Genomic DNA, 15,155 nt, shown 5'->3' with positions numbered 1-15,155 from the left:
AGTTGTTAAGTTTATTTTCTTTTAATTTTAAGCACCATTGCAATATCGTTCGGTATAATCTTCGGTTTTATAATTACCAGTGAATCAGCATATTGTTTCCACGAAAGTTTTTCTTTACTGCCAAGGATCTCGATATTCTTAATCTTGGCTTTGTTTTTATTTTTGCCAAGCGATTTTAAGCAAATATTCTTGGAAGGCACTCCTAAAAGAGTGGCGTAAAGAATTTTCCCATTTTGATTATAGCGGATGTCATTGGCAGAAAACTTTACTTTTCCCTCATTAAAGCTTTTGTATTCTCCCGGTTTTACAGCATCTGAAACTGGTCCTTCACCATAGAATTTCCACGGACGTGTATCAAAAATACTTTCTTTGTTTACATCCATCCAGGCCGCTATTTTTTCAAGAATTGCAACCTCCTTATCATCGATTGTACCGTCTCCCTTAACAGGAATATTAAGCAGCAGGTTTCCATTTTTACTAACAATATCAACCAACATGTGGATTACTGTGGCCGCAGACTTGTATCCGTTATTTTCATAAACTGATTTACTGTAGTGCCAATCGCCGATACAGGTACATGTTTGCCATGGGAGGTTTTCAATTTTATCCGGCGCACCTCTTTCTACATCCCATACCATGCATTTTTTTTGTTCATCGTTCAGCATTTTCCCGAACAAGACAGCCTCCAGCTTTCCATTGTGGGTTGCCATATTATGATTATAGTAATCAGCCGCAATTTTTAATCCTGCATCGCTTACAGGATGAAGAGGCAGTACACTATCATCAAAATAAAGCAAATTGGGATTGTACTTGTTGATAAGGTCTATGGTACGATTATAGAATTTTTCACAGTAAGCCTGCGAAGGTATCGATGCACCATTGCCCCAATCCCACTGACCCCAAAGGGCAAATAAGTCTTTATCGCTTTTTTCGCTCAAAGGATGATTTTGGGCATAAAGCTCCTCAGGATCAAGCCCTTCCCACCATGTTCCTTTACCATCGGCTTTGGTCAACTTTCCGTCGTATGGAACACCGACCAACGCTCCGTTTTTATCTGATCGCTGCGATGTTTCAAACCACGTCCATGTATGTGAAGCGTGTACACTAAGTCCGAACGGAAGATTATATTTTTTGGCTGCTTTTGACCAGCCAGTTACAATATCTTTCTTAGGTCCTACGCGTACGGAGTTCCATTCCTGGTATTTGCTGTCCCACAAATCCAGATTGTCATGATGATTTGCCATGGCAAAGAAATACTGGGCTCCAGCCCGTTTGTACAGCGCTACCAATTTTTCAGGATCCCAATTTTGGGCTTTCCAATCATTAATGACTTCTTTAAATCCAACTTTGGATGGATGCCCGTAATGTTCAACAAACCATTTATATTGGTCACCACCTTCATTATACATAAATCTTCCAAACCAGTCTCCTTGTTCCGGTTGGCATTGAGGTCCCCAATGCGCCCATATCCCGAATTTAGCGTTTTGGAACCACTCGGGAGTTTTATATTGCTGCAGTGATTGCCATGTTGGCACAAACTTTCCGGCAGCAACCGGTTCATTACCGTCCCTAATTGGCGATACATAATTTTCCTGAGCTGTCAAAAAATGTGAAAACAGGATACAAACCACTATAAACCGGTCAATTTTCATATGTCTTTTATACTTTTATATTTATAATTTTTTCAAATCTCAACAAACAGATCTATTTTTTAATAATCTTAAATGATTTTGAGAAATTTGAGTTTACTCCTTCAACCTGCACTATGTATAATCCTGGTTTCAATGAAGATCCCATTAACAAGTGCGCTGATTCAGGAGTGGATTCTTTTTCTTCTACTTTTTTTCCCGTAATATCAAAAATGCGAACACGAATTGGTTCATTCGATTTTGCAGCTTCAACCTTAAAACCATTAACAAATGGATTTGGATAAAAATCTATCGAAAAGTTTGACTCCCCTGAAATATCATCTACAGACAAGGCAGCAGTATCCCAATAAATTAAACCTCTTGCTCCGCCGGGACCCATGAATACTCTTCCGGCAACATTCATGTCTCCTATCAGGAATGAGGCACCACCAAATTCGTTGGCATCATCATTTATCCTGGCCCATGTGGCACCCTGATCGGTAGACCTGAAAAGGCCTGTCACACCTGAAACTGTTCCCCAGATGAAAACAGTAGGATAGCTGGCTCCGGATATTGCCTTTCCTATCCCGACAGCTTTGCAATAAGTTACATTGGCAACGGTTGTATAAATGGATCCGGCGTTGGTCGAATATTTTAATCCATTGCGGCCAAGTGGTATCCAGATATTGCCTTCAAGACCGGGCACTGTCCGGGCCAGGGCCGATTCCCACGGATGATTTGCTGTTGACGCACCCGGAGTACCTGCTACTGAAAAACTGACTCCCTTATTGGTGCTTCTTAACAACTGGCCACTTGATGGATGGTAGATGTAGAAGTAATTGGTATTTACCTGGTCGGCCACCGGAGCAGCATTTCCGAGAGATACACCCGAACAACTCGACCAAGTTCCTCCATTGTTGGTCGAATAGTAGGTGGTTGAGGACCCCCAGGGGCAATGCAAGATTGTGCCTCCATCAGCGCTGACGGCCACCCTTCCTGCAGTACCCATATTGGTAGCGGCTGCCGTCCATGTAGCACCCTTATCGTTGGAATAGTAAACCACATTTCCCTCATTGGCAATTCTTACTACTTTGCTTGGGTTGGCAGCAGCATAAGCAATGCTATTGTTATTATAACCACCTAAAGGAGAAAGTCTGGTTGAAGGATAAGAAGTCAGCGGTTCATGCACAAAGCCGGTTACGTCTCCGAAAGAGGAAATAACCGGGCCTCCGGGAATGCTTGTCACGTCAAGCAATGCTGTTTCTTCAATTCCAATCACATCGTATTTCCATGATGGATTTGCGGCTGTGATATCAGAACACGTATATACGCCACCTCCGCCGATTACCCGTACTATTGAAGGATTCGAAAGGTCAAACTCGATACAGTCCATCCAGTTAACCGCTCCTCCCCTTGACCATTCCATACCGTTAGCATCATAGGAGGCGTTGGTGCCGTTTTTAAGTGTCCAGGTCGATCCTCCATCGATAGAAAGGAAAACAAAGTCTCCCCATCCGGTACCGAACTGGTTGTTAGTATAACTGCCACAGGAAGAAACTATTACCCGGTTTACATTAGTTGGGTCTATACTTACTCCGCCGTATGAATGGTCCTTCCAACTAACAGGGGTAACGTTTGTCCACACACCGGTAGCCGTGTTGAGCTTATATAACTTCCCATCGCCATTGGTGGCCGGACCTGCACCATCCGCATAGGTGGCATACATAGTAGTTCCCTGCAAAGCAACCCGATGCGGCATAAAACCAGTGGTTGCGGAAATGTCTATAAAGGTGGCACCTCCGTCTGTACTTTTATAAATGTTCGCGCTGCCCGTGCGGGAAACGCCAATGTAAATGGTTTGACTAACGCCGTTTACCACACTGCCTGAAGGATCAAAGAGGACAAAACATATCCCATTACCATTAGCAGTGGTAGTGACACCACTCCAGGCGAGGTTCCAGATAACGCCGGCATCCGTACTTTTCCATAGTCCATTCTTTCTGGTACCACAGAATAATATGTTGCTGTTTTTGGGATCTACGGCAAGACGTTCTCCGTTACCTCGCCCGCTCCCATTACCATGCGCCTTAAATTTGGAGGTAACATCGGTATACGTGAAAGTATTTCCTTTGTCGGTGGATTTCAATATAGCCGTTCTTCCGTTGTTCATATACTCGATGCCGCAAAGCATATAAACGTTATTGGAATTCTGCGGATCCAGTGCCAAAGATTCCACTCCATAAAATCCGCCTTCTGACTCCTTCAACCAGTCGAGTAGTTGAACCCATTTATTATTCGCGGCATCCCAGCGATAGGCTCCGCCCACATCCGTTCGGCAATACTTATCGCCGGATGTTTGGTGGGTAATGATTCCCGTCACAAATCCGCCTCCGCCGATGGGTGCATTCTTCCATGTATAAGTCTGGGCGTTTGTTAAAACCGGGCTAAATACCAAAACAAGGTGTAGAAAGAAAACTTTTACATTATGTATATAGTTTTTCATATTTAATATTTTAATATTATTATTCTATCTTTTCTGTTTCAAATTCTGAATCATCTGAACTCAAAAAAGTTTTATTAACTTTTCTTCCTTGTTGTTATCACCAACAAGAAAGCATGGGAATAAATAAACGCTGCTGCTGACAAGACCAGTAGCAGATTAATAAATGAATTTCCATTCATCAAACAAAAAACCCTCACCGTTAAATACAAAATAGATGTTCCCTACTCCTTTATTTATTTTCAGTGCAATTTTCTTTGAAAGCGTAGTCCATTCCTTCCCATCAGATACAAGGGAAACGAGAGGAGTACCTTTAAGATTATTTACATAAACATCAATTTTACCTTTTCCTTTTACTCTGGCTTCGAATTTGGAAGGAATCTGTTTGCTGAAATCGGCTCCTCGAACCATGAGACATTGTTTGTCTGTTTTTCCTTTGGCAACCATATTGCCCACATTCCCAACAGTTTCAAATTGAACTTGTCCCGAAGTAGCAGCAGTGGTTTCTGCTTGTTGGATAACGAATGGATTCAATGGATTAAGTTGAGAAGCCCCCTTATAAGTCGCCTCGCCCATGTGTATGTGCACGTTTTTTTCATCCACCTGTATTTCATCGATACTTACATTGCGAAAACCACCTTTTGTGCCTAAATAATCCTGTAAATACATCGAGTGGTAAGCGATATAGTATTTCCCTTTGAATTGAAACAGATGCGTGTGGTTATTTGTATAAGGTCCCACTTTATAATCACCTGGATTCTTAAAGTAGCTATCACGATACTTCCAGCTGTCCGAATCTAAGGGGGTTTTACTTGTCATATAAGACATACTGCATTGGCTGGGTTTGTCAATATTGTCATAAGGCCATTCCGTGCGTGGTTTCCAACTTGTATTAAAAGTATAAACCCAGGTTCCATTCATAAAGTTAAGCTCGCTTGCTTCAAAACAATAAGGAGCAGGTATCTCAGCAATATCACTAGCAAGACTAGTCATATCTTCTCCTAGTTTAACAATACGGGAATTACCCGGCATATATTCTGTTTTAGGTGTTCCCCCTCCAAAAGCCAGCCAACCAATACCTTGATCATCTATAACTACTCCTGGATCGAATGGAGACTCGCAATTCACCCCAGGTACAGAACGATCAACTATGTTTTTTCCTAATGGGTCGCTCCATGGTCCAACAGGAGAAGTAGAGGTAAGCATAGCTGTTCCTATACCACTATTGGAGTAGTACAAATAGAAATGTGTCTTTCCATCCGCTTCTATTCTGGACGTAATTGAAGGAGCCCATGAATTTTGAGTCCATGGCGAAATTTCCGCTGTATTTATAAGACCATGATACGTCCAGTTTACCATGTCATCAGAAGACATCATAACCAATGAACGGATAAGATGATATGTGTTTTTACCATCCCTTCCTACATTCTCATACTGTTGATGATCATTGGTAGCATAAACATAGATCCTCCCCTTATATTCTATAGCTGTAGGGTCGGCCGTAAACATAAAGTCCAATAAAGGATTCGCGTTATTAGAGCTAAGTTTCGGCGAAACATTCGCAAATTTTTCTATCAGGTTTTCTTTAACCTCTTTTGTTTTATTTGTTTTTGACTGAGCTACTGCGAATTCATTACATCCCAGAAAAGACATAATGACGATTGTACTTAAAACTTTTTTTTTTATATACATGCTTTTATTTTCTTTAAAAAAGAGAATCTTCATAATGATTATTTTATTTAAATGACTATTTCACTCCAAGACTATGAATGACAAAAAAACTTAGGCTATACGAAGTATATTTCAAATTTACTTCTGACTATAGATAATTCCGGTAACAAAACCCACCCTCTAATTTGAACATCCTTCCAATCTGTCTGAACATGGGTAGCAAAAGCGGTCAAAATTATTAGAAATATTAGGTAATATTTTTTCATTTAGAGTAATGTAATTTTTTTCATTTTACAAGAGTTTTAAATATTAATAATTGTGTTTAAGAATACGATTCATTAATCTATTTGTTTAAAAAAACGCCTTGTACAATAGTCTTTTAGTGTTGCCTTTCAAGCCTTTCCTATTTAATTATTGATTTTTATTGACATCCTTTCAAACATCTAACATTTTTTACTATTCATTGTGATTGTAACATTCATTATGTAAAGTAAATCTGTGACTCCTAAGAGTCACAGATATTTAAATCAGTCCCGTTTTTAAAAGCCATCAATGCATGATTGCCCTGAAAAAAAAAGTATTTTATTTAGTTAAACCCTGCAATAAGAGCATTAACCATGGCTTGATCTTTTACTGTATTATTATTTCTGTCCATAACATTTCCAACCTCCCAATACATTGGGACTACACCGTTGATTTTACACTGTTTTGTGATAAAAGTATTCCAGTAATCAACAGATTTGTTGTGCATATCCATATCTTTCGGGACAAATTTAATCCATGGACTAATAGATTTATCACGTCTCATCGCAGCATACTCACCCAATACTACCGGCACGCCTTTATCAATAAATTTCTCTTTTAATTTTTTGAATGATTCAAGAATCGTAGCCTCTTCTCCATAAGTAGCATTACGATTTGGTTCAATAGTAGAATGGTTACCTGCCCCCCAGTAGAAAACTGGCACTTCCCATGTACCAAGTACCTCTTTGTCTACAAAGGCGAACTGAGAAGGTGTATATTCATGTACTTCGACCATCATACGATTAGGTACAGCATCATAAGGAAGGTTCATCAATTCATACGTTCTAACAGCGTTTGTACCAGGTCCCTGTACAACTAATGTACGGTAACTATTCTTTCCGCCTGTAGCTCTAACTGCTTTAATAAACGTTTCATGGTAGCTATTAAGAATTGCCATTTCCTGAGCATCTTTAGAAGGCGGTTCATTGGCACCAGCTAAAATAAGATGTTCATCAAAATCTCTCATTTTAGTTGCTATCTGTTCCCACAAGGCTTTCTGTTTCGCATTTGTAATGTCTTTTTTAGCAGCAATAACGTTATGTTCCAGCCATCCACCATCCCAGTGAATATTCAGCATTACATACATATCATTTTCAACACACCATTTTACAACTTGGTGCACTCTGTTAAGCCACTGCTCATCAATTTTCATTTTCGACTCATCACTTAGGTATCCCTGAACCCAAGAACATGGAATACGCACATTCTTAAAACCTTTCGCTTTCAAAAATTTAATATATTCTTCTGTAATTTTCGGATTACCCCAGGCTGTCTCTCCGCCTAAAGCTTCCATTGTATTGCCTATATTGATTCCCAGTCCCATTTTGGCTGCCAATTCTACAGCTGTACTACTCATTCCCGTGGCATCAGCTGGCTTTGGACTCAGATTGTAACTTGGGTATAAACTGCCTGTTTGTGTAACTGCAATTCTTCGGGCCTGACCATTGCTTGATTCTATTGATACTACAGCAGATCGGGTAGATACAGTTTCGTTACTTGTCGCTGTTAATGTTATTGTTGTTGTCCCATTATTACCACTCGCTTTACTTAACTTTAACCACGATGTTGCCGCATTACTAGCACTCCATGTTCTGTTTGTGGTAATAGTAACTTCCTCAGATGTCCCCCCTTCAGTTTCAAAAGAAAGGTTTTTTGTTGAAACTGTTAGTTCTGGTGCTTCATCATCTTTTGAACAAGATACAGAAAATACCATGACAACAAGGAGCATTAGAATTTTGTAAAAATGTTTATTCTTCATTTTGTTTTATTTTTAATTATTATTCATTTTAAAAAAACCTGCGGAAAATTAACTTTCATTGAACACCGCAGGTTCTAATCGTTATTACAATATTTAATTATTTAATTTTGACTACTCTGATATTATCAATTGCCGCATAAAACCCTGTTTTAGTTGATGCAGTACCAAAATTTTTAAGGGTAATAACATAATTACTAGAACCGGTAGGTCCTAATAGACTACTCAAACTCGTAAGTGAAACTCCATTTCCAAGAACATTATCAGCATCCTTTTTTCTGAATTCAGATAAAGGAATGATTACAGTTTGCCAACCATCCGTTTTAAAATCAAGTGTCTTATTAGAAGCAGGAATTTTCCATGGTTCATAACGCGCTACATAAGTATCCCCAGCAAATGCCGTTTGAAAATAAAGCGTACTACCATTCCATGGTTTAGCCACACTTATATCAAATTGAAGCCCCCATTTTTCAACAGGATCTGAAATATTTGCCACAGGTATCCAATAATTACCAGAAGCAGAACTACCCATATTGGCAAAATTTGATTCTCCTGCTGCTAAAATAGGAGTATCAAAATAACCTACCTGACTTGTACTTGTTCCCATCGAACCATTAAAGTCTAATAAACTACTCCCTATTTTAAGATGTTGCCACCAAGTATAACCAAAATAGGTAGCATCCCATTCAAAAGTTGCTAAAAGACCGCCCTTAACACCATTGTTATTAACGTCATAAGCGGTAGTAACGGTTCCATACGTAGAAGTAATAGTTACCGGTCCGCCAGCGTAACTCGACTTGTTCGGTGCTACAAACTGAATCCAGAAACCATCAGGAGATTCTGTAATCCCTGAAGAAATAGTAGCACCTCCAAATTTTAAATTTGTAACCCCATTCAAATTTTTACCATACACTCTTACTATGTCACCTTGCGAAGGATTTACATAGGAAACAGCCAAAATTTCCGGTTGAATACTAATACTAAAAGTATAAGTACCTGATGCAGCAACAACAACCGCTTCCCAAGGCTGTGGTGCATTAATTTCTGGAAACACGAATCCGATAGAACTACCATTGCTTACGGTTTTTAGTGGTGCTATATCTACACCTCCTATCGTCAATTTTTCTATCAAATATAAATTAGTACCATAAATATAAATCGAATCTCCTACCTTATTACTAGCAAGCAATGAATTACCTGTGATAGTAGCTGGCGGTGCATTTACTTTAAATTTATAAGTAGTTGTTCCTTCGTTCGTGACATATTTTATGGTATTTATAACTTCCGGATCAACATTATTAAATGGTACAGACATTGGAACTTGCAAAACAGCTGTTTTATCTGAAAACAATGCGGCATCAAACTGAGCAGGACTACCATTTATACTTATCTGAATAGCTCCTTTTAGATTCTTCCCATGAATTACAATCCATTGCCCAGGTACAATACTTGTCACTAATGTATCATTAGGAGCGGGCGCATAATTCCTTACTGCTGCAATAACAGGGGTACCATTTGCATCATCATCGTTATTACAAGATGTCAGTATTGTAATAATCAGCATCATGCTTAAAAAAAGCAAATGACTAATACGGTTATTTAATATTTTTTTCATATCTATATATTTTTTATCATTATTCATAATAAGGCACTGCTGGTTCGTTCAATTTAGGATTAGCAATTATCTCTGATGCAGGCAACTCTAAAGTAAAAGTACCGAAGGTAGCCGGAGAAATAGGCGCAATAGGATCTTTAGGTGTAGCTATTGCGGTAGATTTTACATAATCAAACGGAACCCTTTTTTGATTACCGAGAATACTAACTGCTTTTTGAGGATTATAATAAGAAAGCCTTACCAAATCATACCAATATTCTCCTTCACAAGCAAACTCAACTCTTCTTTCATTCAGGATAACATCTGTGTTAAGTACTGTTACCGGATCAACACCTGCACGTGTTCTTACCTTATTAAAATAGGTTAATGCGGCAGCATCAGTTGTAGAAGCATTATTACCAAGGACAGCATCTGCATATATTAAATAAATATCTGCCAATCTTAATAATGAATTATGCTCTATAGAAGATGTAGCTGTCATTGTAGGTGAATTATTATCTACTTCATTACCAATAATATGCTTTTTCATACCCGGTGCAGTGGCAGTATAACCACCTCCTGCAGCATTTAATTCGGCATAATGGTCCCCTGTCAGCATAATACTCGCTTTACGTCTTACAGAATCCTGCTCCGTATAAGCCAGATACAAATCATAACTAGGTGCCGGAGATCCCCACGCTGATGATTTTTGTGGATTAATCTCAACACTTGGCGAGTAGGTCAACAATTGATTACCTTCATTCCATCCACTACTGATACTTGACCATTGCAATGCAAATAATGACTCAGGATTATCATTATATTGCGTCTTAAAAAGATTGGCATAATCAGGAAGCAAAGCCAGACCGCTATTTTCGATTACATCCTTTGCATAGAATTTTGCCTTGTCTAAGTATTCCTCATTACGCATACCTCCCATTTGTCCTAATCCTGACATAGTCAAGTATACTTTACTTAACATCCCTTTTGCTGACCAGCTGGTAACCCTGCCTTTCTCATCAGTTTTAGGAAGATTTTCGGCAGCAAAAGTTAAATCTTCAGTAATAAACCGGTAGACATCTGCTGTTCTGCTTTTATTTACCAAAGGTGATTTTATCAACTTCGTATTATCTTCAATAATAGGCACTTCTCCCCACAACATGGCAAGATGATAGTAGGCCATCGCACGTATAAATCTTGCCTCAGCCAGTCCGGCATTTTTATCTGCGGCAGAAACTGTTTCCGGCGTATTTTCATTAATACCTTTAATTGTGCTGTTACAGTGTGCCACTATAATATATAGTCCTGTCCAGCCGATTGTTAAACGTCCATTAGATCCTGAAAGGGTAAAAGTATTAAGCTGCACCAGATCTGCCCCCTGGTATTGTAGATAAAGGTTTCCGCTTAATATATCCCCTAATGGAAGATAGGCCTGATTATGCCATTGTCCCCATACTTTACCGCCATAAAGTCCCGCCGTAGCCAGCCTGATTTCTTTCTTTGTCTTATAAAAATTTTCAGTGTTTGTCTCTGACAGATTAGGACGATCAAGAAAATCATCCGCGCAGCCGCTCAAAACCAGTACGCCCAACAGGGTTAAAATAGTTATTTTATAAATTGATTTCATATCTGTTAAGTTTAATTTTTATTTAGTTAATCCTACGTTAACCCCTAAAGTAAATGTTCGGGCTTGTGGATAAAAGCCATTATCAATTCCGGCCGCTAACGGGTTCCATGAACCTACTTCCGGATCCATTCCTTTGTACTTTGTAATAAGAAAAGGATTGGTAACACTAACATACATACGCAAAGAATTTATGTGCATCTTTTGCATCCACTCATTTGGCATTGTATACCCCATAGTCATGTTCCTGCATCTTATAAAAGATCCATCTTCGACGTACTTGTCAGAGAAACGATGATTTCTGTTGCTATCATTATTTTTAAGCCCAACAATTGTAGTGTTTGGATTGGTAACATATACGTTATTAACATCTGAAGCCGACCCATTTGGATTGATTAAAGCCAAAACGGCATGATCATTTAATGATTTTAGGAAACTATTGTTTGTCGAAGGATTTTCTCCGGTAATCCTCATTCCATTTACTACCTCATTACCAATATTGGCGCTAAAGAAAACATTCAGGTCAAAGCCTTTATAGCTAAAGGTATTGCCAAGGCCCAGTTGAAAATCCGGGATAGGCGAGCCTAAATAGGTTCTGTCCTTTTCTGTAATTACGCCATCCCCGTTTAAGTCTTTAAATTTCAGGTCTCCATACCATACCCCTCCTGAATTTGGTGTAATTGGCAAAACATTACCATTTGTATCTGTAGGCAAAGCATGGGTCTCAAAATCGCTCGCAGTGGCAAATATCCCATCTACTTTATAGCCGTAAAAATCACCAATAGATCCACCCACTTTCGTTTGGGCAACAATGTCACCCCCAAGGTACCCAGGCAATGAAGCACCGTCTGTATTTAATTTTAGTACCTTATTTTTGTTATGGGATAATGTAAAATCTGTACTCCAGTTAAAATCATCTCCGCTTCCTGTTATATTTCTTGAATTCAAATGAAGGTCTACCCCTCTGTTTCTAACAGTTCCTACATTTATATATGGAGCTGCAATTGATCCCGGAGAATACACGGCAGTTGTTCCGGAATACAATGGCAAGGGAATTTGAATCAACAGTCCGTCTGTCTGACGATTATAAACATCAACTGAAAAATTAAGTTTCCAGCCAAAAAGTGCTGCGTCAATCCCTGCATTGCTGTATTCTGTTTTTTCCCATTCAATTTCCGGGTTTCCTAAATTAAAAGTAACTTGTGCATTACCAGCCAAACCATTTTGAGTTGAATTTAATAAAGTCAAATTAGCATTATTTCCGGCATTCTGATTATTAGTAAGACCGTAACCTACCCTTAACTTTAACTCATTGACCATTTTTGAGCCTTTTAAAAATTTCTCCTTATTTAATTTCCAGGCAAAGGCTCCTGAATAAGTGGTCACCCAGCGGTTCTCTGCCGCAAATTTTGAAGTACCATCGGCACGGGCATTAGCCGTAAATAAATATTTGTCATCATAAATAAAATTAACACGCCCAAAATAAGACTCCTGTGCACTCTCTCTTTTAACCCCGCCATTGGTTGCTGTTAGCGCATCACCGCTGCCTATATTGGTAATATCATCCGAAATGAAATTTCTTCTTGCTGCAGAAACATCTTCGTACTGGGACAACTGTGCCTCATGTCCTGCCAATATGTTAACATTATATTTGCTTTTAAACACTTTAGCATACGTTAAGAAACTTCTGAAAGTCGTAAAATAGTCCTGGCTATAGGAATAAAATGCATCATTCACTAATCTCTCAGCCAAGCCAAATTTGTAAGTAGGGTTATATCTGTCCTCTGTCCTAAATGAGAAATTTCCTGACACTTCATTTCTAAAAGACAACGCCTTTGTAAATGCTATGTCTGTATATACATTACCAAATAATTGATTTCTTTTAGGGTTATTTCTATTAATAAGGGCAAGAGCATAAGGATTTACACGTTTTGCAATCCATCCTTCGCTGCTTTCTTCTCCCGCAAAACTGCCATCAGGATTTCTTACAGGGATATCCGGTGTCTGAGCTAATGCCTCTCTAATAACACTTGAACCTGTTGAATTTACATTCTCGTCAATATGGGTCAACTGTAAACTGGTCCCTATTTTTAACCAGTCTGTAGTTTTGTTGTCCAGGTTTAACCTCATCGAAGTCCTGGTAAACTCAGAGCCCAGAGCTATACCTTCCTGGTTAAAATGAGACCCCGACAATAAATACTGCGTTTTGTCATTACCGCCGCTTAAAGTAAGCGTATGGCTTTTTACCGGAGCTCTTCTGAATAATTCGTCTTGCCAGTTGGTCCCTTTGCCTAAGTACTGTGGGTTAGCAAATTCCGGTCTGGTATCAAAACCCCAAACAGCAGCCCTGTTGTTAATAAACTTGCCATATTCCCTTAAATCCATAGTTGGATATTGCTTGATGATCTCCTGATATCCGGTTGTAAATTCATAAGTGATTTTTGGCGCTCCTTCCTTGCCTCTCTTAGTGGTAATAACAATTACGCCATTAGTGGCCTGCGAACCATAAATTGCCGTTGCTGATGCGTCTTTTAAAACGTCAATAGACTGAATGTCCGAAGGGCTGATAGTTGCTAACGGATTTGTACCATTTGCCCCACCATAACTTTGGCCAATTATAACCCCATCAATTACATATAAGGGGGAACTGCCGCCAAAAGAAGACAGACCACGTATTTGTATATTCACACCACCTCCCGGCTGACCGGAAGTCTGCTGCACTACTACACCGGCTACTTTGCCCTGCAGAGCCTGGTCAAATGTTGTGGGTTGTATTTTACGAAGCTCATCTCCGCTAATAGAAGAAATTGCTCCTGTAAGATCTTTTCTCTTTGCTTTACCATACCCAATTACCACTACTTCGTCTAATGCTTTTCGGTCTTCTTTCAGACGAATTTTTAATTGGCTGCCTGTAACCTTTACTTCCTGAATTACATAGCCTAAATAACTTGCGACAAGGGTTTCTCCAATTTTAGCTTTAATAGAAAATGACCCGTCTACGTCTGTAGTCACACCTGTCTTAGTTCCTTTAAGAAAAATGCTGACTCCAAAAAGTGGCTGGCTGTTCGAATCTTCTAATACTGTACCAGTAATTTTTACATCAGAACTTTGGGCTGATACCAGGCTAAACGAACAAAGCATAGCCATTAGGGCATACTTGCCAAAGAGTTTTTTTGCTTTTACAAAGCGTTGAATTACATGTTTTTCATTCATCATTAATTAGTTTTAGTTAGTTAATTAGTTAAGTGGTTTAATTTTACATGAAAAGGTGTGTTCATGAAATATTCTAATGTTTCTTATTTCACTTTCTTATATTTTCTATGTAGCATTGGGAACAAATTAACAATAAACTAAAACGAGACTATGACTCATTTGTATCAAAAGCTACTACCAATTGTGTCATTTAATGAGATTAACATAATAAAACTGCTAAATTTATTTCATTAATATAATTTTATTAGTAAATAAAAATGTATTAACAATAAACTGAGCTTCTTTAACATAAAAATTTAACATGAAAAGCCCAGGTATTAATGAGTCCAATAGTTCTTCTATCATTTTTTTGACAAAATTTAACAGAATTCACGAAGAATCTTGATGCAGAAATCAATGAATTTAAAATTATAGTTCAACAGGAACTATCATAAAACACGAACTAATGTTTTTTTAATAGAAAGCATTGTTTCGATGTTAAAAAAGAGGATGTTTAAAAGTCAGGCTAACATTCCGAGAATAGCTTATATGAAAATGGTTTCCAATAGCAGTGCAAATATTTTGTGTATAAAAAAAGGCTCTCCAATCTGGAAAGCCTAATATCTATTTATCTAGCAAATTGTGTATAAAGATGAAGTTGAAATAATTATATCTTGCGACAAAAATTTTTAACATCCCTTTTATATCTAACTAAACCACTATGGACTGAAAGTCCATAGGATTATGTTGGCAGACTGAAAGTCGGCAAGGTAGTAGCACTTATTTGTTAACCACAAATTACACAAATTAGCGCTAATTTAATTTGTGTAATTTGTAGCTAAAATATTTTTAGAAGCTAAAGCAAAATGCACTAAAGTACATAGTTT

7 protein-coding genes are annotated in these 15,155 nt (G+C 38.4%); all 7 read right to left on the bottom strand.

Annotated elements, in window-relative coordinates; all coding sequences use genetic code 11:
• Window positions 1-11: 11 nt before the first annotated feature.
• Complete coding sequence (locus J2W48_RS10880; protein ID WP_310281179.1) at window positions 12-1,652, bottom strand: alpha-L-fucosidase; 1,641 nt, start codon at window positions 1,650-1,652, stop codon at window positions 12-14.
• 52 nt (window positions 1,653-1,704) lie between these two features.
• Complete coding sequence (locus J2W48_RS10875) at window positions 1,705-4,131, bottom strand: T9SS type A sorting domain-containing protein (protein WP_310281177.1); 2,427 nt, start codon at window positions 4,129-4,131, stop codon at window positions 1,705-1,707.
• 156 nt (window positions 4,132-4,287) lie between these two features.
• The gene (locus J2W48_RS10870) at window positions 4,288-5,853 is read right to left on the bottom strand and encodes a glycoside hydrolase family 43 protein (protein WP_310281175.1); all 1,566 of its coding nucleotides are present in this window, start codon (window positions 5,851-5,853) and stop codon (window positions 4,288-4,290) included.
• 532 nt (window positions 5,854-6,385) lie between these two features.
• Complete coding sequence (locus J2W48_RS10865; protein ID WP_310281173.1) at window positions 6,386-7,861, bottom strand: cellulase family glycosylhydrolase; 1,476 nt, start codon at window positions 7,859-7,861, stop codon at window positions 6,386-6,388.
• Window positions 7,862-7,958: 97 nt separating this feature from the next.
• On the bottom strand, window positions 7,959-9,473 hold the full coding sequence (locus J2W48_RS10860) for a glycan-binding surface protein (protein ID WP_310281171.1): 1,515 nt from the start codon (window positions 9,471-9,473) through the stop codon (window positions 7,959-7,961).
• Between the two features lie 19 nt (window positions 9,474-9,492).
• Complete coding sequence (locus J2W48_RS10855; protein WP_310281169.1) at window positions 9,493-11,079, bottom strand: RagB/SusD family nutrient uptake outer membrane protein; 1,587 nt, start codon at window positions 11,077-11,079, stop codon at window positions 9,493-9,495.
• Window positions 11,080-11,097: 18 nt separating this feature from the next.
• A complete protein-coding gene (locus J2W48_RS10850; RefSeq protein ID WP_310281167.1) occupies window positions 11,098-14,289 on the bottom strand; it encodes a SusC/RagA family TonB-linked outer membrane protein in 3,192 nt (1,063 codons plus the stop codon).
• Window positions 14,290-15,155 lie beyond the last annotated feature (866 nt).

It is taken from the genome of Flavobacterium piscis (assembly GCF_031457575.1).
Lineage (GTDB): Bacteria > Bacteroidota > Bacteroidia > Flavobacteriales > Flavobacteriaceae > Flavobacterium > Flavobacterium piscis_A.
Note: the sequence above shows the minus strand (reverse complement) of the source record. Positions and strands in the feature narration are given on the sequence as shown.

Coding starts and splice junctions, on each gene's coding strand:
- J2W48_RS10880 (WP_310281179.1), bottom strand. CDS start 1,652: ATGAAAATTGACCGGTTTATAGTGGTTTGTATCCTGTTTTCACATTTT.
- J2W48_RS10850 (WP_310281167.1), bottom strand. CDS start 14,289: ATGAATGAAAAACATGTAATTCAACGCTTTGTAAAAGCAAAAAAACTC.
- J2W48_RS10865 (WP_310281173.1), bottom strand. CDS start 7,861: ATGAAGAATAAACATTTTTACAAAATTCTAATGCTCCTTGTTGTCATG.
- J2W48_RS10855 (WP_310281169.1), bottom strand. CDS start 11,079: ATGAAATCAATTTATAAAATAACTATTTTAACCCTGTTGGGCGTACTG.
- J2W48_RS10875 (WP_310281177.1), bottom strand. CDS start 4,131: ATGAAAAACTATATACATAATGTAAAAGTTTTCTTTCTACACCTTGTT.
- J2W48_RS10870 (WP_310281175.1), bottom strand. CDS start 5,853: ATGAAGATTCTCTTTTTTAAAGAAAATAAAAGCATGTATATAAAAAAA.
- J2W48_RS10860 (WP_310281171.1), bottom strand. CDS start 9,473: ATGAAAAAAATATTAAATAACCGTATTAGTCATTTGCTTTTTTTAAGC.